At 74.6% G+C, this 21,230-nt stretch carries 16 protein-coding genes; 9 read left to right on the forward strand and 7 right to left on the reverse strand.

Features of this window, described 5'->3' with window-relative positions; all coding sequences use genetic code 11:
- Window positions 1-187 precede the first annotated feature (187 nt).
- Window positions 188-1,507 (reverse strand): MFS transporter, encoded by a 1,320-nt coding sequence (locus ACGFQC_RS23615; protein WP_363089484.1) that lies wholly within the window; start codon window positions 1,505-1,507, stop codon window positions 188-190.
- 179 nt (window positions 1,508-1,686) lie between these two features.
- On the opposite strand from ACGFQC_RS23615, the gene ACGFQC_RS23620 reads away from it, so the two are divergent.
- Complete coding sequence (locus ACGFQC_RS23620; protein ID WP_363089483.1) at window positions 1,687-2,046, forward strand: metalloregulator ArsR/SmtB family transcription factor; 360 nt, start codon at window positions 1,687-1,689, stop codon at window positions 2,044-2,046.
- Between the two features lie 230 nt (window positions 2,047-2,276).
- On the opposite strand, the gene ACGFQC_RS23625 is transcribed toward ACGFQC_RS23620, so the two are convergent.
- Window positions 2,277-3,014, reverse strand: coding sequence for a DUF1775 domain-containing protein (locus ACGFQC_RS23625; protein ID WP_363089482.1), 738 nt, complete (start codon window positions 3,012-3,014; stop codon window positions 2,277-2,279).
- The gene (locus tag ACGFQC_RS23630; protein WP_363089481.1) at window positions 2,975-3,712 is read right to left on the reverse strand and encodes a hypothetical protein; all 738 of its coding nucleotides are present in this window, start codon (window positions 3,710-3,712) and stop codon (window positions 2,975-2,977) included. The genes ACGFQC_RS23625 and ACGFQC_RS23630 overlap by 40 nt, the downstream gene beginning before the upstream one ends.
- Window positions 3,713-3,947: 235 nt before the next feature.
- Here ACGFQC_RS23630 and ACGFQC_RS23635 point away from each other — a divergent pair, with 235 nt between their 5' ends.
- From ACGFQC_RS23635 to ACGFQC_RS23660, 6 genes are all read left to right on the forward strand, one after another.
- Complete coding sequence (locus tag ACGFQC_RS23635) at window positions 3,948-4,454, forward strand: hypothetical protein (RefSeq protein ID WP_363089480.1); 507 nt, start codon at window positions 3,948-3,950, stop codon at window positions 4,452-4,454.
- Window positions 4,455-4,604: 150 nt separating this feature from the next.
- A complete protein-coding gene (locus tag ACGFQC_RS23640; protein WP_363089479.1) occupies window positions 4,605-5,486 on the forward strand; it encodes a hypothetical protein in 882 nt (293 codons plus the stop codon).
- Between the two features lie 258 nt (window positions 5,487-5,744).
- A complete protein-coding gene (locus tag ACGFQC_RS23645) occupies window positions 5,745-6,206 on the forward strand; it encodes an RpiB/LacA/LacB family sugar-phosphate isomerase (RefSeq protein WP_363089478.1) in 462 nt (153 codons plus the stop codon).
- A 214-nt stretch (window positions 6,207-6,420) separates the two neighbouring features.
- Window positions 6,421-8,805: a phosphoketolase family protein gene (locus tag ACGFQC_RS23650; RefSeq protein WP_363089477.1), complete on the forward strand. Its 2,385-nt coding sequence runs from the start codon at window positions 6,421-6,423 to the stop codon at window positions 8,803-8,805.
- A 342-nt stretch (window positions 8,806-9,147) separates the two neighbouring features.
- Window positions 9,148-10,164, forward strand: coding sequence for an ATP-grasp domain-containing protein (locus tag ACGFQC_RS23655; protein ID WP_363089476.1), 1,017 nt, complete (start codon window positions 9,148-9,150; stop codon window positions 10,162-10,164).
- A gap of 149 nt (window positions 10,165-10,313) precedes the next feature.
- Window positions 10,314-10,766, forward strand: a complete 453-nt coding sequence (locus tag ACGFQC_RS23660; protein ID WP_363089475.1) for a helix-turn-helix domain-containing protein — start codon at window positions 10,314-10,316, stop codon at window positions 10,764-10,766.
- A gap of 19 nt (window positions 10,767-10,785) precedes the next feature.
- Here ACGFQC_RS23660 and ACGFQC_RS23665 read toward each other — a convergent pair whose 3' ends face one another.
- Window positions 10,786-11,172 (reverse strand): hypothetical protein, encoded by a 387-nt coding sequence (locus ACGFQC_RS23665; protein WP_363089474.1) that lies wholly within the window; start codon window positions 11,170-11,172, stop codon window positions 10,786-10,788.
- Window positions 11,173-11,238: 66 nt separating this feature from the next.
- Window positions 11,239-14,715 carry an NACHT domain-containing protein gene (locus ACGFQC_RS23670; RefSeq protein ID WP_363089473.1) on the reverse strand — a complete coding sequence of 1,159 codons (3,477 nt, stop codon included), beginning with the start codon at window positions 14,713-14,715 and terminating at the stop codon, window positions 11,239-11,241.
- Window positions 14,716-15,168: 453 nt separating this feature from the next.
- On the opposite strand from ACGFQC_RS23670, the gene ACGFQC_RS23675 reads away from it, so the two are divergent.
- Entirely contained in the window at window positions 15,169-15,630 is a 462-nt protein-coding gene (locus ACGFQC_RS23675; protein WP_363089472.1) for a cupin domain-containing protein, read from the forward strand.
- Between the two features lie 128 nt (window positions 15,631-15,758).
- Complete coding sequence (locus tag ACGFQC_RS23680; protein ID WP_363089471.1) at window positions 15,759-16,082, forward strand: transposase family protein; 324 nt, start codon at window positions 15,759-15,761, stop codon at window positions 16,080-16,082.
- Window positions 16,083-16,416: 334 nt separating this feature from the next.
- Here the strand turns inward: ACGFQC_RS23680 and ACGFQC_RS23685 are convergent, their stop codons facing one another.
- Window positions 16,417-19,407 carry a condensation domain-containing protein gene (locus ACGFQC_RS23685; RefSeq protein WP_363089470.1) on the reverse strand — a complete coding sequence of 997 codons (2,991 nt, stop codon included), beginning with the start codon at window positions 19,405-19,407 and terminating at the stop codon, window positions 16,417-16,419.
- Window positions 19,397-21,229, reverse strand: coding sequence for a non-ribosomal peptide synthetase (locus ACGFQC_RS23690; RefSeq protein WP_363089469.1), 1,833 nt, complete (start codon window positions 21,227-21,229; stop codon window positions 19,397-19,399). The genes ACGFQC_RS23685 and ACGFQC_RS23690 overlap by 11 nt, the downstream gene beginning before the upstream one ends.
- Window position 21,230: the final 1 nt, after the last annotated feature.

Genomic DNA, 21,230 nt, shown 5'->3' on the forward strand with positions numbered 1-21,230 from the left:
GCCGCGCTCCGCGTACGGCGCCAAACCCCGCGGGACCGCGGGGGGGGGGGGGGGGCGGGGGGGGCGCGCCCCCGCCCCGCGAGGGGGCGGGGCGGGGGCCCGCGCCGGTTCGTGAGTGGGCTGGGAACGGCGTCCACCGTGTCCTTCAGGGGCTTGGGAGCGGGCGTCCACCACGCCCGTCAGGGGGCTACGGGCGGGCGCGCGCCCCGTTCGCGAGGGTGCCATGGGGGTGCCGTGGGCCGGACCGTACGCCTCGGGCACGCGCCGGGTGGGGGTGCCCCGCGGGCAGGTCGGCGTGCGTGGGGGGCGGCGGCGCCGGCCACAGCCGTACCGCCGTCAGCGAGGCTCCCAGGGTGATCGAGCCCAGGGCGGCCACCGCCCACCCGAGTCCGGCCGTCGCTCCCAGCCATCCCGCCAGCGGGTACGTCAGCAGCCAGCAGCCGTGCGACAGCGAGAACTGCGCCGCGAAGGCCGCCGTCCGCGCCTCGGCCGGCGCCGCACGGCGGATCAGCCGTCCGGTCGGCGTCAGCACCATCGCGCAGGCGGCACCGAAGGCGGCCCACACGCAGAGCAGGGCGGGCCGGCGCCAACCGCCGCCGCCCGCGCCGGTGACGGCACCGAGCGCGGCGAAGACGACTCCGAGCAGCGCGGCCCCGCGCACCATCACCGTCCGGTCCGGCACCCGGTCGAGCAGCCGGGGCAGGACCAGGGCCACGGTCATCGAGCCGGCGCCGTACGCACCGAGCGCGAGGGGCACGGCGCCGGTCGGCAGGTCCAGGAAGTCGCGCACGTAGACGACGGTGTTGACGGTCACCATGGCGCCCGCCGCGGCCACCGCGAGGTTGAGGGCGAGCAGTGCCCGCAGTGCGGGGACGGTGCGGAACAGCCGGGCGCCCGCCGCGGCCCGGGCGCGGGCGCCGCCCGCCCGCCCCGGGCGGACCGGGGGCAGGACGGCGGACACCACGAGTGCGGCCGAGGCGAGGAAACCCAGGGCGGTGCCCGTGAACAGCCGGTTGTAGGTGATGACGGACAGCAGGGCCGCCGCCAGGGCCGGTGAGAACAGGCTCTCCATGTCGTACGCGAGCCGGGACATCGACAGTGCCCGTGTGTAGTCGCGCTCCTCGGGCAGCACCTCGGGGACGACGGCCTGGAAGGCCGGGGTGAACACGGCCGAGGCGGACTGGAGCACGAAGACCAGGACGTACACCTGCCACACCTGGTCGACGAAGGGGAGCAGCAGGGCGACCCCGGCACGGGTGAGGTCCGCCGACAGCATGAGGGCCTTGCGGGGGAGGCCGTCGGCCAGCGCGCCCACGGCCGGGGCGATCGCCACGTACGCGACCATCTTGATCGCGAGCGCGGTGCCGAGCACCGAACCGGCGTCGGCGCCCGCGATGTCGTAGGCCAGCAGCCCGAGGGCCACGGTCGCCAGACCCGTGCCGACCAGGGCGACGACCTGGGCGGCGAAGAGACGGCGGTAGCTGCGGTTGCGCAGGACGGCGAGCATGCGGGAGGCCCCCTCGGCGGCGCGGTCCGTGTCGGTGCCACGAGTGTAACTGTCATGTGCGCATCTGTGCACATGATGAAGTGGCCTGCGCGCGGTCCCGGACGCCCGCGATCCCCGGCCGCCCGATCGTCCCCCGGGCGGATGACCGCCCCGCGGACGGATGGCTCTAGGCTGGCCCCATGTCCGACAGCCACCCCATCTCACCTGCGGCCGATGTGCATCTGCGGGCCCCCGACAGCGCGCGACTGGCCGAGGCCACCGGGGTGTTCGCGATGCTGTCGGACGCCACCCGGCTGCACCTGCTGTGGCTGCTGGCGCAGGGCGAGTCGGACGTCGGCTCCCTCACCGAACGCTGCGGCGCCTCCCGGACGGCGGTCAGCCAGCACCTCGGGAAGCTGCGGCTCGCCGGACTCGTGGACACCCGCCGCGACGGCCGGCACATCCACTACCGGCTCAGCGACGGCCATCTGCGGCGCCTGGTCCTGGAGGCGCTGAGCCACGCCGACCACCGGGTGAGCGGACAGGCACCGCACGGCTGAAGCGGACGGGCGCCGTACGGCCGGCGTCTCGGGGGAGCGGGCGGGGCGCCGTACACCGACGTGCCGGGAGAGCGGGCGAGCCCCGCCCTGCCGATGCGCCGGGTGAGGGGACGGGCGGCGCGCGGCTGACATGCCGCGGAGCGGACGGGCGGCGTGGCCGACGGGCCGTCCGCACGGCGGGCCGAGGCCCCCACACACCCGTGCGTGAGGGCCCTCGGCCACCTGTCCGGCTACTCCCGGGCGGCGCCCCGGCGACGGACGAGGAACACCGCGGCCAGGACCGCGGCCAGGACCGCCGCGGCGATGCCGGTCCAGGCGCCCGCGGACAGGCCCCCCTCGTCGTCCTTCGCGGTGTCGGCCGTCTGCGGGGAGGGGTCGGTGGCGGTTTCCCCGGCCGTCGGCGCCGGGGTCGCCGTGGGGCTCGCCGGGACACTGGGGGAGGGGCTGACGGTGTGCGCGCCGGGCGCGGCCGCCCTCAGCTTCAGGACGGGCGCCTCGTTTCCGTGCCCGTGGTCGTCGCCGCCGGAGCCGCCCAGCTCGATCCAGCGGTCGACCTTGCCGTCGCCGTAGGTCTGGAGCGTCTTGAACACCAGCTCCTCGGCGTCGGGCAACTGCCTCACCACCACCGAGAGTTCCACGTCCTCGCCGACCTTCACGGCCGGGCCCCCGACGCGGTAGCCGTCGGCGGTGGCGGCGAACTCCCAGCCCGCCGGGCCCTCGCCGTAGGCCACGTCGGACGGCTCGATGCCCTCGGGCAGGACCACCCGCAGTTCGGTGATGCCGGCGGTGGCGGACTCCGACTCGGCCACGAAAGTGAGCCGGACGTTCTCGGCGAGGGCCTGCGCGCCGGCCGACTCGACCTCGACATGGGCGGCGGCCGGAACGGCGGTCAGCAGTACGGCGGTCGTCGCGGCGGCCACCGCGAGGGTCAGGTGCCGCGTGCCGCGCGGCAGGGTGATGCGGGACATGGGTCTCTCCAGGAACGGGAGGGTGGCGGGAGCCGTACGGCCACTGCCGAACGGGCGCTCCCACGAGGTCGGTTGACGAGGACGGACCTCGGCCGGGGAGGCCCCCGCCTGACCAGCGCGTGCGCCAGTACCGGCCCGAAGGCGGGCAGCCGGTCCCCCTCCGCCGTGACGAGGGCGACCGGCGCACCGGACGCGGAATCCACGCGTCGCGTCGCCCCGAGGCGCAGACGGGCGCGGACGGCGTCGAGCGTGGCCGTCAGCCCGCGCGCCAGCGACCAGCACACCGTGTCCGCGCGGTGCAGCAGGACGGCGGCGCCCGCCGCGACCAGGGCGTGGGCCGCCGTCATGGCCAGGGAATCGTGCAGCCGCACGTGCCAGGCGGCGTGAACGTCGTGCGGGGCGTGGACGTGTGCGGTGGGCGACGCCTGCGGGTGCCCGGTGTGCGTCAGCCACCGGTGCAGCCCGGACTGCGCGAGGACACTCACGACGACGACCGTGGCCGGGCGGCGCGGGCGGCGCGTGCCGGCCAGTCCCAGGCCGAACAGCACGGCGGCCGCGGTCGCGCCCCGCCCCCACGGCACCGGCCGCTCCGCGAGCAGGTGGTGCGCGCCGGTCCCCAGCCCCGTGCCGACGACGGCGAACACCGCGGCCCGCAGGACGGGCAGTGGCGGTAGTGGTGTCGTCGTGGGCGGCTGCATGGCCCGCTCATCATGCGGTACCGGCCGTGCGCCGTGTGTGCGGCCCGGGGAAAGTGGCCGATCCGCGGCGGGGCCGAGCCGTCCGGCCGGCGGGGCCGAGCCGTCCGGTCGGCGGCGGTGGCCGTCCGGCGCACGGGAGTTGAACAACCTCCCGGAACCGGCCGTACCCCTGGGCAGTCGTACGCCCGGCCACCGACGGCCGGGCGCGGCCCGGGACCGGAAGACGGAGAGGCACGTGCCACAGCAGCCGCGGCGGACACACACCGGCCGCACCCCCACCACCGCCCGCCTCCCGCGGGGTGCCGCCCTCGCCGGAGGCCTGCTCCTGCTCTCCTGCGTCACGGCCTGCGGCGGTGGCGCGGAGGAGGCCGCGGTGAACAGCGACCCGGCGAAGATCTCCGCCGCCCCCGCGGCCGGGGTCGTCGCCCCGGCGAAGGTCGAGGTGATCGCCGGACTCACCGGCTGCGAGGCCGACATCCGCATCGAGGCCGACGAACTGCGCCAGGGCGCGTGCACCACCGCGGACGGCGGCTACCTCATCACCACGTTCCCGACGGAGCGGCTCAAGGAGACCTGGCTGGACTCCGCGAGCGTGTACGGCGGCACGTATCTGGTCGGCACCCGCTGGGCCGTCAGCGCCGAACCGAAGACGCTGGAACGGTTCCGCGGCAGACTCGGCGGTTCCATCCGGGAGTTGCGGGGCACGGGCAGCGGGCCGGAACCGGGCGCGAGCCCTTCCTGACGGCGCCCGCGGACCGGTCGGGCCCGCGGCCACCGACGCGTGTCGCGCCGCCCGCGGACACCGGGCGGTCCGGCGGGGCTTGTTCGCCGCGGTCGTCATGGCGCATGCTGCCTCCCGGCGGGCAGGAGATCGCGAACCGGGAGGCACGTGGTGAACGGCGCAGTCGTGCGGGCGATGTGGGAGCGGTTCGAACTCGTCCACGACCTGGTCTACTTCGCCCCCGAGGCGCACTCGGCCGCCGACGAACTCGGCATGCGCGGCTTCTGGATGGGCTACTTCGCGTTCCGTGCCGCACCTCTCGGCCCCGCTCCGGCCGCGGTCGTCACCAGTTCCTTCTACGTCTTCCACCCCGAGCGTGTGGCGCGTGCCGTCCCCGACGCCTGGCGGTACGCCGATCCGGCCGACGTCCTCTCGGCACGCGAGCGTGCCATGGACGCCGCGATGACCCGCGTGCTGGGGCCGGACACGGTCGGTTCCGCCGCGATGGCCGAGGCCGCCGACCTCGCCTGGGAGGCGGCGCAGGCCGCCGACACGGCGGGACGCGTCCTCGGTGCCGCCAACCAGGCACTCCCGCGGCCCGCGCAGCCGCACGTCAGGCTCTGGCAGGCGGTCACCACGCTGCGCGAACACCGGGGCGACGGGCACATCGCCGCCCTGGTCGGGCACGGTCTGGGCCCGGTCGCGGCGATGGCGCTGAAGTGCGCGGCGGGCGAGGCGGACGAGGAGGTGCTCCGGCAGACCCGCAAGTGGGACCTCCCGGCGTGGCGGGCGGCGCAGGCCGAACTGCTCGACCGAGGCTGGCTCGACGACGGCCGGCTCACCCCCGCCGGGAAGGCCGCCCGCACGGCCGTCGAGGCCGGGACGGACGCCGCGGCGGCCTCCCCCTGGACGGCCCTGGGCCCCGACGCCACCGCACGCCTCGGCCGCCTCCTCGCCCCGCTGGCCGGCGCTGTCCGGGCGTCGGGCCTCATCCCGGACGGCAACCCGGTGGGACTCCCCGCCGCGACGGCGGCGGACGAGGAGAAGGTCTAGGCGGTTGCGCCGGATCCCCGGACGGGCTGCGCGCGCAGGGCGCCCGCCCCCTCCTGCGAAGCGCCCCGACCGGCGGTCGCCGGCCTGAGCGGCCCCGCCCGGTGCGGTGCGTCCCGCCCGGTGTGGTGCGTCCCGCCCGGTGTGGTGTGCCCCGCCCGGTGCGGTGCGTCCCGCCCGGTGCGGTGTGCCCCGCCCGGTGTGGTGCGTCCCGCCCTCCCGGCGCGACGCCGCCCGCCCCGCCTCAGTACCCTCCGAACCATGCGGATCTCCGTTTCCTCTGACATGGACGAACCCGTCGCCCGCGCGCTCGTCGCGGAACTGCGCGGGCGAGGGCACGACGTGGTGCCGCACGGTGCGCTGCGGCCCGGTGCGGACGCGCAGTGGGCGGTGTGCTCGGAGGCGGCGGCCCGGGAGGTGGCCGACGGGACCTCGGAGCAGGCCGTGGTGTGCTGCTGGACGGGCACGGGCGCGTCCATCGCCGCGAACAAGGTGTTCGGCGTCCGCGCGGCCCTGTGCACCGACGCCCCCACGGCCGAGGGCGCCCGCCGCTGGAACGACGCGAACGTGCTCGCGCTCAGCCTGCGCCTGACCTCCCAGCCGTTGCTGAGGGAGATCCTCGACGCCTGGTTCGCCGCCGAGCCCAGCGAGGACGCCGAGGACCGGGGCAACGTCCTGCACGTCGACCGCATCGGCCGGACCGGCGGCCACACGGCGCCCTGACGACCGGTCGGCGCGTGCGCCGACGGGGGCCCACACCCGCCCCAGGGAGTCCGGCACCCGTCCGGGCCCCGCGCCGGTTCGGCGGGTGGGGCCGGTGGGGTCGGTTCGGCCGGTCGGGTCGGTCGGCCCTGGCGGGTACCCGTCGGCCGGGAGAGGGTGGGAGGGAACGGACCCGCCCGCACCCCCGCCGAAAACCGATCCGGAAGGGACCCCGATGTCCGTCGACACCCAGCAGGCGTCCGACCGCCTCACCGACGACGAGCTGAGGACACTGGACGCCCACTGGCGCGCCGCGAACTACCTGTCCGTCGGCCAGATCTACCTCATGGCCAACCCCCTGCTCACCGAGCCGCTGCGGCCCGAGCACGTCAAGCCGCGGCTGCTCGGTCACTGGGGCACCTCACCCGGGCTGAACCTCGTGTACACCCACCTCAACCGTGTCGTCCGCGGCCGCGACCTCGACGCCCTGTGCGTGTGGGGCCCCGGCCACGGCGGGCCGGCGGTGGTCGCCAACTCCTGGCTGGAGGGCTCGTACACCGAGACGTACCCCGACGTCACGCGCGACGCGGCCGGCATGGCCCGGCTGTTCAAACAGTTCTCCTTCCCGGGCGGCATCCCCAGCCACGTCGCCCCCGAGACGCCCGGCTCCATCCACGAGGGCGGCGAACTCGGCTACGCGCTCTCCCACGCCTACGGCGCCGCCTACGACAACCCGGACCTGCTCGTCGCCTGCGTGATCGGTGACGGCGAGGCCGAGACCGGGCCGCTGGCCGCGTCCTGGCACTCCAACAAGTTCCTCGACCCCGTCCACGACGGGGCCGTCCTGCCGATCCTCCACCTCAACGGCTACAAGATCGCCAACCCGACGGTGCTGGCCCGTGTCCCCGAGCCGGAACTCGACGAGCTGCTGCGGGGTTACGGCCACGACCCGATCCACGTCACCGGCGACGACCCGGCCGCCGTGCACCGCGCGATGGCCGAGGCCATGGACACCGCGCTGGACCGGATCGCCGCGATCCAGCGCGCCGCCCGCGAGGAGGGCGCCGGCGAACGCGCCCACTGGCCGGTGATCGTCCTGCGCACCCCGAAGGGCTGGACCGGTCCCGCGCAGGTCGACGGGCTGCCCGTGGAGGGCACCTGGCGCGCCCACCAGGTTCCGCTCTCCGCCGTCCGGGACAACCCGGAGCACCTGCGCCAACTGGAGGCCTGGCTGCGCTCCTACCGGCCCGAGGAGCTCTTCGACGAGCGGGGTGCCCCCCGGCACGACGTCCTCACCTGGATCCCCGAGGGCCCCCGCCGCCTCGGCGCCACCCCGCACGCCAACGGCGGCCTGCTGCTGCGCGAACTCCCGCTGCCCGCACTGGAGTCGTACGCCGTCCCCGTCGACAAGCCCGGCACGACGCTGCACGAACCCACCCGCGTCCTGGGCGAGTTGCTGGAGGACGTGATGCGCTCCACCGCCGAGCGGCGCGACTTCCGGCTGGTCGGCCCCGACGAGACCGCCTCCAACCGGCTCCAGGCCGTGTACGGCGCCACCGGCAAGGCCTGGCAGGCGCAGACCCTCCAGGTCGACGAACACCTCGACCGGCACGGCCGGGTGATGGAGATCCTCTCCGAACACACCTGCCAGGGATGGCTGGAGGGATACCTGCTCACCGGCCGGCACGGACTGTTCTCCTGCTACGAGGCGTTCGTGCACATCGTCGACTCGATGGTCAACCAGCACATCAAATGGCTGCGCGTGACCCGCCGACTGCCCTGGCGGGCGCCCATCGCCTCCCTCAACTACCTTCTGACGTCACACGTCTGGCGCCAGGACCACAACGGCTTCTCCCACCAGGACCCGGGCTTCGTCGACCACATCCTCAACAAGAGCCCCGAAGCCGTGCGCGTCTACCTGCCGCCGGACACCAACACGCTGCTGTCGGTGGCCGACCACGTGCTGCGCAGCCGCGACTACGTCAACGTGGTCGTGGCCGGCAAACAGCCCTGCTTCGACTGGCTGACGATGGACCAGGCCCGCGCCCACTGCGCCCGCGGCGCCGGCGTCTGGGACTGGGCGGGAACCGAGAACGGCACCCGCGAACCGGACGTGGTCCTCGGCTGCGCGGGCGACGTGCCGACCCAGGAGGTGCTCGCGGCCGCCCAGTTGCTCCGCCGGCACCTGCCCGAACTCGCGGTCCGCGTGGTCAACGTCGTCGACATCGCCCGCCTGCTGCCGAGCGAGGAGCACCCGCACGGCATGAGCAACTTCGAGTACGACGGCCTGTTCACCCCCGACAAACCCGTCGTCTTCGCCTACCACGGCTACCCGTGGCTGATCCACCGGCTCGCCTACCGCCGCACCGGCCACGGCAACCTGCACGTGCGCGGCTACAAGGAGATCGGCACGACGACCACACCGTTCGACATGGTCGTCCGCAACGACCTCGACCGCTACCGGCTGGTCATGGACGTCATCGACCGCGTCCCCGGCCTCGCGGTGCGCGCCGCGGCCGTACGCCAGCGGATGGAGGACGTCCGGCTGCGCCACCACGACTGGATCCGGATCCACGGCACCGATCTGCCGGAGGTCACCGACTGGGCCTGGGACGGCTGACCGGCACGTCGGGCAGGGCGCACGGATCGGGGCGGACGGCGCAGGGCGAGGGGCAGGGGCCGGCCGCGCGTGCGCCCTGGTACGGCGCCGGATCCGGCGCCTACAGTGGTCGGCCGGCCCCGCGGCACGGATTCCCGGCGGGGCGAGCCCCATCCTTGCGTGGTCACCGGCCGTCCCCGTCCCCGGCAGCCGTCCGGCCGGGGACGGCCCGCACACCGGCGCGGCTCCCAGGGCGACGGGTGCGAGGACCGTCCGCGCGACAGGTACCACACCGTGACGGCGTTCGGGCCGCGCGACCGGGCCCGCGGTACGAGCGCGCGTCGAGAGCCACTGGAGGCCGCTGTGTCCCGACCGTGCATCGCCCTGATCGCCGATCCGACGTCGTCCGAAGGCTGCCGGGAGTACCTCGCCGACGCCGTGGAACTGCTCACCGGCACGCCGCCCATGCGCGTCGACTCCCGCCACTTCGCGACCGGCGCGTCCGGTCGCGGCATCCGCGACGGAGGCCGCTTACGGCTGCAGGTCGCCGAGGAGGGCCTGGACGTCGTGCCCGACATCGTCGTGCTGTACGAGATCCCGCCGCACCGCCGCCGTGCCCTGGCCGGCTTCCAGGAACTCCTGGACCGCCACGACGTGGTCACGCTCGGCACCGGCCCCGAGGCCTGGCGGACCGCCACCGAGAAGAACCTCACCGTGGAACGCTTCCGCCGGGACGGCATCGCCCAGATGGAGACCGCCGTCCTGTCCCGTCCCACCGCGCGGGAGGCCGCCGAGGCGTTCGAGCGGCTCGGGGGCGACACGTGGGCGCGGCCCGTCGTCGGCACCGGCGGCGACGACACCTTCCACGTCACCACCCGCGCCCGGCTGGAGGCGGCCACCGGCTACTACGCCGGGCACGGCACCGACTGGATGCTCTCCCGCGACGCGGGCAACTTCACCGCCGACGGACTGCGCCACCAGTTCCGCGTCTTCGTCCTCGGCGGACGCGTCGTGCACGCCCGCGAACACCTCCAGCCCGCCGCCGACACCCCCTGCAACACCTGCCGGGGAGCCACCCCCGTCCCCATCGCCCCGCCGGACCTGCCGCCACGGCTCACCGAACTCGCCGTCGCCGCCACCGCGTCGGTGGGCCTGCCCTTCGCCGGGGTCGACCTGGCAGTGGAGAACGGCGGCGTCGTCTTCGAGGTCAACGTCCAGCCCGCCTTCGTCGACGGCGAGCTCGAGACGGTGGCCGTCCCGTACGTCGAGGCCCACCTGGACGCCTACGCGCGCGCGGCGGGCGGCCTGCGCACGGTCCGGCGGCCGCACCCCACCCAGGCGATCGGAACCGGCAGCCGGGGCTTCACCGCCCCGGCGTGAACCCGGTCGTCCGCCCTCGTTCGGGGACGCGTCTTCGCGGTGAGGGCCCGTCCCCGTCCGGCTCGACCGGGTCCAGTCTTCTGAGTCAGGAGTTCTGTTCAGACGCGCGGGGTTGCCTGGCGGCACGTACTGGGCGGCCGAAGGCCGAGTTGATCCTGTCGGGTGCGGAACGGGCTGCGCCGGAGGGATGGGCGCGGCGCCGTTCCACGCCGCAGGCGCGGGCGCTGCGCTGCCGGACCGGCCTGGCCCGCGCCACCGGCGCGTCCCACAAGGACGTGGCCGCGCAGGTGGGCTCCACTCCGCATGCGGTGGGCCGGTGGCGGAAGCGTTTCGTCGAGCACCGGATCGCCGGACCGGGCGACATGCCGCGCCCGGGCGGGCCTCGAACGGTCACCGACGAGCAGGTCGCCGCGGTGGTCACCAGGACGCCGGAGTCGACGCCGAAGAACGCCACACGCTGGTCGACGCGGGCCACGGCCGAGGAGATGTGCTCGGCTCAGTCGACCGTGTCGCGGATCTGGCGGGCCTTCGGCCTGCCACCGCATCGCACCGAGACGTTCAGGCTGTCGACGGCCCGTACTTCGTCGATCGTCTTCAGCTGACCCGGGGTGGGGCCGGGGCCTACCCGCCGAAGTGCAGGGGCCCGTTGATGTCCCGGGCCTGGACGACCGGACCGTGGAACGTTCCCCCGCGGATGTGGTTGCGGGCGTCGCCCGGGCCGGTCCGCGCGCCGTCCCACGCCTCGGCCCGGCGGCGCCAGGTCTCCAGCGCCTGAGCGAAGGCCGGGTCCTGTTCGGCTCGCCGCACCAGCACCTCGGCGAGTTCCCCGGCCCGCTCCGCGTCGTCCACCGCCTCGTCGAGCGCAGCCAGTTCGCCCTCCCCGCTCGGCTCCTCGCCCGACGGCGTACGCCTGACCAGGCCCCGCAGCGAGGCCCAGATCTGCTGCCCGGCGGCGCCCGCCGTGCCACCGGCGAGGGCCATGAGCAGTTCCGGTGCGATCTGTTCCACGGCCACTCTCCCAAGTCCGGCAGGGGTTGCATCGCGGACGAGCGTAGGACACCGGGGCCGCCCCGGTCAGTCCTTCGCCTCGTATCGCGCGCTCTGGGCGTAGACGTCGTTCACGATCTTCTGCGCCAGTGCCGCGTCGTCGTGGGGCACCTCCGCCTGGGCCCACAGCAGGAACGCGTGGTTCTCGCCCTTCGCCGGGTCCCTGAAGCCCCACGTCCCCTTCATCGTCATCCGGTACCGGGTCCCGTCGGCGACGGAGACGGTCGCGTAGTACGCGAAATCCTTGCGGAACTCCCGCCACTTCGTGCTGTCGTGGTCGGGGACGCGGTCCAGGAAGTCGCGGGTTTCACGACTGTCGCACGAGGACCCGCAGTACCAGGACCTGATCTCCACCGTCGACTTCGGCACCCACCCCGAACGCTCGAATTCGGGCACGCTTCGGCAGGTGTAGCCCACGGGGTCCTTCTCGGTCTGCTCCTGCCGTGTGCACTGAAGGTGTTTGGGGGCGCGGAAGACGAAGTAGGTGTAGGGGAGATACCAGAGGTGGGAGCGTTCCCCGGCCTCCCAGACCGCGCCGTGCAGGGAACGGTCCTGGTCGCGTGCGTAGCCGGCGAAGCGGTTGCCGGTCTCGGGGACGCGCGTGCGCGGCACGTCCGCCAGGGACCGCTCGCCGGTCGCCGGGACCGCGTCGGACAGCCCGGCCCGACGCAGGGCGTCACGGATGAGGATGCGCGCGATCTCCACGGTTCTGTCCCGGACCGCGAACTCCTCGGAGTAGGTGACGGCGAGGAGGACGTTGTCCACGCGCACCACGAACGCGGCGGAGTACGGCGCGACTTCCATGCTGCTCGGAGGCTTGGTGAGGCGCCACACCATGCGCAGCGACTGGTCGCCCAGCCCGGCCTCGCGGGCCGGCAGCGCCTCCTGCGCGCCGATGTGGTCGCCCTTCACCCGGGCGACCTGCTGACCGAAGCCGATCATCGCCCGCTGCGAGCCGCTCAGGGCATCTTTCCGGGTGTGCAGCACGGACGACACCCGCACCTGCACGTCCGGCGCGAACGGCGACTGCTCACCGGCGAGGCAGGTCTGCCGCTCCGGTGCCCGGAACCGGCCGTCGACGGTGATCCGCGGCAGGTCGGGGGCCAGCAGGTCGCACGCCGCGGGCACCGCGGTCCGCGGCCCGGGAAGCGCCGCCATCACCCACGGTCCGCAGGCCACGGAACCGCCGACGGCGAGCAGCATGACAACGACCAACGCGGTCGCCGTCCGCGCCAGGCGCCGCATCCGCCCGGTGCCCCCCGCGCGCGCCACGGGTTGTGCGCGGACCAGGTCGGCCGTGGCGTGCGCCGCGAGGCGGTCCCGCAGCTCCACGTGACGGAACCGGTAGACGCCCCCGCTCTGACGCAGGACGCCCCGCCGGTGCGCGTCGTCGAGGAAGGCCATCAGCCGCCGAGGCAGGTCGCCCTTCACGGCCACGTACCCGCGCGCCAGGGCGAAGCCGGCCCACGCCGACCCGGCCGCCGACCCCAGGACACAGCCGAGGTACGCGAGGGCGAGGGTCCGGGCCCAGTTGTCGAACCAGAGGACGTCCTGTCCGCCCCGCGTCTGCCAGATGAGGAGCAGAGCGGGCGCGAAGAGGGCCAGCGCCTCGTACGGCTGGAACCCGTCGCCGTCCCTGGAGTACGCGAGCCAGCCGAAGCCGATCGTGGCGCGCCGGTCCGTCCGCAGCAGGGCCGACGGGGACGTGGCGACGGACGGGTCCACGGGCCGCCACAGCGGTTTCAGCGCCCACCGGCACCTTTCCCACAGGGCCACCACGGTGACCAGCGCGAGTAACTGGCGGTTCCCGGTCGTACCCCGGGTCCAGGTGAGCCACCACAGGGCGGAGGCCCCACCGAGTGCGAGCACGGCGAGCACCTGGTTGCCGCGCCTCCCCAGCACCTCCCGCACCTCCCACCCGGTGGGCCGTACCAGTTGCCGGGGCCCGTCGTGCGGCAGCAACCGGAAGACGTGGACGACGACGAGCAGCACCAGCGCCAGCACCGCGTACCCGCCGGTATGGGACAGCCCCACCCACCGGTCCCACCAGGGCGTCCCGTACTCCCCCTGGGACACGGCCAGACAGCACAGGGCGAACGCCGGCAGCAGCGTCACCGTCCGCAACAGCCGCGGCACGTCCTCCACCAGCCGCCACCAGGCGAACTCGTGCTCTCCCGCCGCCTTCATCCGCATCGCGAGGAACCCCAGCCAGGCCCGCGCCGACTCCGGGTCCCAGCTTCCGTGCCGGTCCCGTACGTCGTGCGAGGTGCTGTAGGCGACGCTCAGGAAGGCGTCCAGCAGATGCCGCTCGATGTCCCGCCGACTGCCGAACTCGCCCTGTTCCAGAAGTTCCTCCGGATCGGTGCCGGGCACCCCGTAGGCCTCCCGGGCCAGGCCCGCCATCAACGGCACCCTCAGCACCTCCCGCAGTCGGCGCACCTCGGGTGCCTCGTCGCCGGGGTTCGTCAGCCGGCGCAGGATGGGGGCCCACTTGGCCTCGGGGGAGCCCGCCGGGTTCAGGTAACGGTCCAGGGCGAGGGTGCTCAGCGGCCGCAGGGTCATCTCCGTGCGGTCGAAGACGCTGCCGTCCGGCACGTGTTCCCGGTACTCCGGCTCCCGGCTGGTCAGCACGAATGGGCGGCGGCCCGCCGTACTCGCCCGGAGCTGCTCGAAGGCGTCGGCCCGCAGCTCGGCCGGCAGCTCGTCGAAGCCGTCGAGGACCGGCAGCACCCGCCGGGTCTCGATCAGACGGCGGGCCACCTCGATGGCGGGCGCCCCGCGCACCGGCGTACAGGCGCGCGGATGCGCCGCCGCGATCTGCGCCGCCACCCAGCCGATGAGGCCCTGCCGGGGGTCCCAGGAGGCCAGCGGGACGACGACGGCGACCGGAGCGGCCGAGCCGGACGGGCGGGTGCGCACCAGTTCCTCGGCGAGGCGCAGGGCCAGGATGGACTTGCCGGCGCCCGCGCCGCCGAGCACCACGAGGCGGCGGGTGGGCAGCCGGGTGAAGTACGCGGCGACGGAGGGCCGGCGATCGGGTCCGGGCTCGGGGCCGCCGCCGTGGACCGGCGTCCAGTCCACGTCCAGCGGATGGGGGTCGTTGACCTGTGTGAGCCGCTCGTCCTGGGAGTACAGCAGGGCCAGGTCCCGGGCGAGCGCGTCGGCGGCCCGCGCAAGGTTGCGCTCCGACAGCCAGGCGGCCTCGCGGCGCCGGACGGCCGCCTCCCGGGCGCGCAGCACGACATACAGCCCGGCGGCCAGCCCCAGCAGGGCCGTGCCCGCGGGCACGGGGCCGATGCCCAGCCGGCGCATGGCCGGCGGGTCCGGCGCGTACAGAAGGCAGACCAGACCGAGCACGGCGAGCAGGCCGCACCCGACGATCCGCAGCGGCGCCGCCACATGGAGGACGAGCCGGTCGACACGGCCCGCCATGACGACGGGACCGTGGAACGTCCCCCCGTCGATCTCGTTCTGCACCGAAGTACCGTCCCCGTCGCGGTTCACGCCCGCTTCCCCGTTCGCTTCCGTCACCCCGTGCCCTCGACAGCCCTTTACCCGTTTCGGCCTCCCTCCCAACGGCAGCCCTCGGCCACCGCAGCGGAACGAGCGCGACGCCGTGGCCCTGCGCCGGATGCTGGAAGGAGCGGCATGAGCGCCACGCCGCTGCGGCAGCCCGCACCCCGGACAGGGCTGGTCTCCGCGGCGAAGCGGGCGCCGTTCCGCCTTCCCGGGCGGACGTGCCCAGCGCGGTCTCGTCGGCAGCCCGCTGTACGAGACGCAGTGCTGCAGGGTGAACCGGCGCGCTGTTCCGAGCGTTCCCAGGAAGGGAACGCAGACTCGAAGATCATGGCACGCGATTCCTGGCCGGATTCCCCGCCGCGCCTTCCGAGGAAGCGCTCCCGAATCCACGATGTCCCGGCGCTCCCGCCGGTGTCGAACCATGAAAAGGAGCTCATCATGTTGGATCGTCGCTCTCTTCTGCGGTCCAGTGGCGTGGCGGCAGCCGGCGCGCTCGGCGTCGTCGCTTCTGCCTCGGCTGCCGAGGCCTCTTCCACGGCGTCCCCTGGTCATCACTCGTCTGTTCCCGACCCGACCGCCGGCGTGACGCGCACCTTGCTGCAGGAGAACCCCTCGCCCGCGAAGGGCTGGAAGACTGTGCAGACCCTCGTCGAGATCCCCCGGCGTAAGGAATCGGGCCGCCACAGCCACCCGGGAGTGGAGGTCGGATACATCGTCCGCGGTGATGTGTCGATGGAGTTCGACGACGGGACCACCGTGCGGCTTCGCACCGGTGACCCCTTCTTCATCCCCTCTGGCACCATCCACAACGCCCGCAACACAGGGACGGTGACAACGATGATGCTGTCCACCTACGTGGTCGACGAGACCAAGCCTCTGGTAACCACCCACACCCATTGACGGAGTGCCGTTCACCCTGTTCCTGAAGGGTGAACGGGCTGTTCGGACGGGTGGTCACGTGACAGGGCCCTCGGTCGTTCTCCAGTTCCAACGACCTCGTGCACGGTGAGCGGTGAGGCGTTGAGCTCGTGATCGTTGACCATGGTCGTGCGGTGGGGAACGTGTCTCGTGCAGCGATCATCGGCGACCGGGGGATCACAGGTCTGTCGGCGGACATGATCGCTGAACTCGTTTCCGGGTTCGGCCCGTTGTGGCATGAACGGCACCGGGCCAGGCTTGCCTCCCGGCCGCGGAAGCGGACTGTGGGGGCCGGCGCCGAGCACCGGTTGGTGTTCGGCGACCGGCTGCCGGCCACGCTTGTGCATCTCCGGCCCGTGACCACCCACGACGTGCCGGCCTGTTGGTTCGGCGTGGACCGCTCCACCGTCACCCGAGCCATCGGCGAAGTGTGACCTCGGCTCGCCGAGCGGGGGTGCACCGTCAGCCCGGACCTTCGACTGCGGACTCCGGCCGAGGTCGTCAACCGTCTCGGTGCCGGCGGGAAGACCGGCACCGTCGACGGCACCGAGATCCGGGTCCGGCGGCCTGCCGCCTGCCGCCGGACGCAAGGGCCGGGACACGTTCATCTCCGGCAAGAGCGAGCAGAACGCGGTGCCGGCACGGGGCCGGTCGTGCAGGCGGGCGGGTCGCGGGTTCGCCCCGCCGACGGCGCTGACGCCGACACGGGTGACGGGAGGACGGCACGGTCCGGGCGCCCGGTGGGGCGCCCGGACCGTGCACGTCGCGTCAGGAGCGGGACGTACCGGTCATCTCCGCCAGAACGGTGCGCCAGTCCTCGCCCGGCCGCTCGCGCAGGGACGGAGCCAGCCGGTCGGCCCGGTATCTCCAGTGGTGGTCGAGGTCCGGATGCACGTCGTCCGTCTCACGGATCGACCGGACGGTGCCGTCCCCGGATCCGGGACCGCCGGGGTGCAGCAGCTCGGCCAGCCGTACCGTGAGGTCACGCCAGGACACATGGCCGCTGACGGCGTTCGCCACCGCGTCCACGGGCGAGTCGAGGCACGACGTCACGGCACGCGCCAGGGCTGCCGCGTGCACCCACGGTGCGCCGTACCAGGCATGGCCGTGGGCCCCCGGCCTCGGCAGGCCGACCGGCCGTCCCTCCCGCACGGCCTGGTAGAGCACACCGGTGGCGCCCCAGCGCAACTGGTCGCGCAGCCGCTCGTGCGGGCCCCACACGAGCGGGGAGCGCACGGCGCTCGCGCCGCCCCGGCCCCCGGTGCCCGCGGCGTCCAGCAGGATCCGCTCGCAGTCCGACTTGGCCCGGCCGTAGGGGCTCAGCGGCTGCCGGGACGGTGACTCCTCCGCCACCAGGTCCTCGGCGGGATGCCCGTAGGCGTCGACGCTGCTGACGAAGACGAACGGACCGTGCCGCCAGGCCTCCACCATCGCCCGCATGGCCGCCACGTCCACCTCGGGGCGGACGAAGGTGCACGCCGCGTGGATCACCGCGTCGGCGCTCGCGACCGCCGCGCGCAGACCGTCCAGGTCGGTGAGGTCGCCCTCGACGACGTCCACCCCCTCCCCGTCGACCAGGTGCGCGGATTCGGGCCGGGCCAGGGCGAGCACGGGCCGTCCTCGCGCCGCCAGTTCCCGCAGGACGAAGGCGCCGACGCCGCCGGTCGCGCCGGTCACCAGGACCGTTCCCTCGCGCGCGCCCCGGGGACGCGCCGGGCGGGCGGGTGCGGCCGCGGCCGCGGCCCGCTGCGAGGCCCGCTCCTCCAGCAGGGCGGTCAACGCCCGGGGCGTACGGGCCTGAAGGACGTCCAGGCCCGTCAACGGCAGTTTCAGCGAGCCCCGCAGTCGCTCGGCGAGCCGGACCGCGATCAGCGAGTGGCCGCCGAGGTCGAAGAAGTCGTCGTCGGGACCCGGCTCCGGACGGCCCAGCAATGCCGCGAACATCTCCGTCACGGTCCGTCCGAACGGCCCCGCCGGGACGGGGACGGCCGGCAGGCCCGGCAGCCGCGACGTGTCGGCCGCGCCCTCGGCCGTGCGCGGCACGGCGTCCAGCAGCGTCACGGCGACGGGCACCGACTCCGGGGCGAGTGAGGCCCGCAGGACCGACCGCAGGTCGGCGCGCGAGGGGCCCGGGACACCACGCAGTACGGCGTACGCCAGCAACGGCCCGCCGTCGGGTTCGACGACGACGGCCTCCGCCACCTGCGGGTGCGCGAGCAGCAGCCTCTCCGCCGGATGCCCGCGCCTGACGGACACGCGGCCGTCCCCGGCCGGCCGGCCCGCGCCGTGCGCCGCCACCGGGGCCGGTTGCCGGGACCGGGCATGGGCCCGGACGGGCAGCTGGGACAGCCGCAGTCCGGGGTCGGCGGCGACCGCGCTGAGCAGCGCGGCGAAACCGTCGGCCAGCGTGGCGGCCGCCGCCTCGTCCAGCACGGCCCGGCCGTACTGGACGACGGCGGCGGGACCGTCCGTGTCGAGCAGCGCGAACGACAGGTCGAACTTGGCCTCGCCGACGCCGACATCCACGTACTCGCCCTCCGTGCCGGGCAGCCGTAGCGCCGCGGGCTCCGCCGTGACGTCGGTGCTCACCCGGACCAACGTCGTCCCGTCGGCAGTACGGGCGGCGGCGCCGAGGTGCTCGACGATGAGGTCGAACGGCACGTCGTGGTGGCGCTGGGCTTTCAGCAGCGCGTCCCGCACCCGCCCCACCAGGACGGTGAAGGCCGGGTCACCGGATGTGTCGACGCGCACCGGGAGGGTGTTGACGCACAGGCCGACCAGATCGCGCATGTCCGCGCCCTTGCGGTGCGTACTCGCGACACCGATGAGCAGGTCGTCCTCGCCGGTGAAGCGGTGCAGGGTCGCGAAGGCCGCGGCGAGGGTCGTGGTGAACAGGGTGGTCCGGTGTGACGCGCCGAGGGCCCGCAGGTCCTGCGGCACCCGGGGCTGGAGCGGCACGGTACGGACGCCGGCTGACCGGGTGCCGACGTCGGCGCAGGGGTGCGCGGGGCGGGGGAGTGGGGGTGGCGCGGCTCCGTCGAGGAGATCGGCCCAGTGGCGCAGACCTTCCTCGAACCGGTCGGCCGCCGCGTGTTCACGACGCGCGAGGTCCACGTACCGGAGCGGCTGCGTGACCGGCCGCGGACGCGCGGCGTCCGTGGGACTGCCGGTGGCGGCCGCGTAGAGCTCGGCCACCTCCCGGGAGATGATTTCCAGCGAGGCGCCGTCGACCGAGATGTGGTGGAACGTCAGCAGGACCGTGTGGTCCTGCGTGCCGTGCCGCAGCACCAGGACCCGCGGCAGGGGCCCGGCGGACAGGTCGAACGGCCGACGGGCCTCCTCGGCCAGCAGACCGTGGGCATCCTCCGGGGCCGCCTCCACGACACGCACGTCGACCGCCCGCGGCGCCGCGAGCACCTCTTGGAAGGGTTCGCCGTCCCGCTGCCCGTACCGCGTGCGCAGGATCTCGTGGCGGTGCACGAGGGCGGTCAGCGCGGTCCGCAGCGCGTCGAGGTCCAGCGGGCCGTGCAACCGGGTGGCGAAGGGCACGCTGTAGGAGGCCCCGCCGTGGCCGAGCCGGTCCATGAGCCACATACGGCGCTGGGCGTGGGACAGCGGCGCGGGGCCCCGGTGGGCGTTCCCGGCGACACCTGCAGTCACTGAGGCTCCGCCAGGGCGGCTCGCGGCACGGTCGCGCGCCCGGCGCAGCAGTTCCTCCTGGAGGGCCACGGCCGTGGCCCTCGGGACGTCAGTGGCCATCGCGGTGCTCCTCGGCGCCGGGGCGCAGATCGTCGTGGGCGGCGAGCAGGGCCTGCTCGACCAGGGTGGCCTGGGCGGCCACCGTGGGGGAGGCGAAGAAGTCGGCCAGCGTCATGTCCACGCCGAGTTCCTCACGCAGGTCGTCGGTGACGACCAGGGCGAGCAGTGAGTGCCCGCCCTGTTCGAGGAAGTCGGCGTCGGGCCGGGTGATCCCGCGGCCCAGGGCGCGGCTCCACACCTCGGCGACCGCCTGCTCCAGTGGTGTCAGCGGCGCGGCCGGGACGACCGCTCCCGCATCCTTGCCGAGGTCGGCGAGGGCGCGGCGGTCGACCTTTCCGGAGGGGGTCAGCGGAAGGCTGCCGACCGTCGTCACCTCGTCGGGAACGAGGTGGGCGGGCAGGACCGCGGCGAGGCGGTCGCGCAGCGCGCCGGGCCGGGGCACGGGACCAGGCGCCGCCACGACGAACGCGACGAGGCGGGCGTCGTCCGGGCCGGACCGGTGCACGGTGACGGCAGCGTCGTCCACGTCGGCCTGCAGACGCAGGACGTGTTCCACCTCGCCCGGTTCGATGCGGAAGCCGCGCACCTTCACCTGGTCGTCGGTCCGCCCGTGGAAGTCCAGGACGCCGTCCGGGCGGACGGAGACGAGGTCGCCGGTGCGGTACAGGCGCCCCGACTCCGGGTGGTCGACGAAGCGTTCGGCGGTCAGGTCGGGACGCCCGGCGTAACCGTGCGCCAACCGGCTGCCGCCGACCCACAACTCGCCTCGCGCGCTGTCCGCGACGGGCCTGCCGCCGTCGTCCAGGACGTGTACGGTCGCGCCCGCGACGGGCCGGCCGATCGGAACCGGGCCGTCGCGGTCCGCCCCGGTGACCCGGTGTGCCGTGGCGAACGTGGTGGTCTCCGTGGGCCCGTACCCGTTGACCAGCTCCAGCCAGGGGAACGCCCCCAGCACCCGCCCGGCGTGCTGCGCGGACAGCGCCTCCCCGCCCACCACCACCGTGCGGAGCACCGAGAACACCCGGGAACGCCGGGCCGCGAGCTGGTGGAAGAGCGCCGTCGTGAAGAACGCGACGGTCACGCCGTGGCGCTCCACGTGCTGGGCCAGGTCCTCGAACGAGGGCCGGTCGACGGTGCACACCACGACGGCGGCGCCGTTGGCGAGGGCCCCCCACACCTCGAACGTCGACGCGTCGAAGGTCATGGGGGAGTGGAAGAGCACCCGGTCACGGGGGGTGAGGGTGAGGTAGGCGGGTTCGGACAGCAACTCGGCCACGGCCCGGTGCGGGACCGAGACGCCCTTGGGACGCCCGGTCGAGCCGGAGGTGAACATGATGAACGCCGTGGCGTCGGCACGGAGTTCGGGCACGGGTGGGAAGGAGGCGGACAGCGGCGCCTCCTCCGGCAGCGCGAGGACCGGACCGGTGAGGGCCGCCGCTTCGAGGAGCTTGCCGTCGCCGACGGTCAGGGTGACCCCCGCGTCGGCGGCCATCGCCTCGGAGCGGGGGCGCGGATGGGCCGGGTCGAGCGGTACGCAGGTGGCGCCGGCCCACCACAGGGCGAGCTGCGCGACGACGGTGCGCGCCGAGCGCGGCGTCAGCAGCGCCACGCGGTCACCCGGCCGGACACCGTGCGCACGCAGGTGGGCGGCGAGGGCCCGGGCCGAGGAGAGGAGCCGGGAGTAGGTGAGGACGGTGTCACCGTCGGTCACGGCGAGGGCGTCCGGCGTGCGCTCGGCGTGCCACGCCACGAGGGCGGGCAGCCCGCGGGAGAGCGCGGGCCGGGGGCCGCCGGAGGCGGTCCGCGTGGATCGGACGGGCATG

Source organism: Streptomyces sp. NPDC048734 (assembly GCF_043198675.1).
Lineage (GTDB): Bacteria > Actinomycetota > Actinomycetes > Streptomycetales > Streptomycetaceae > Streptomyces.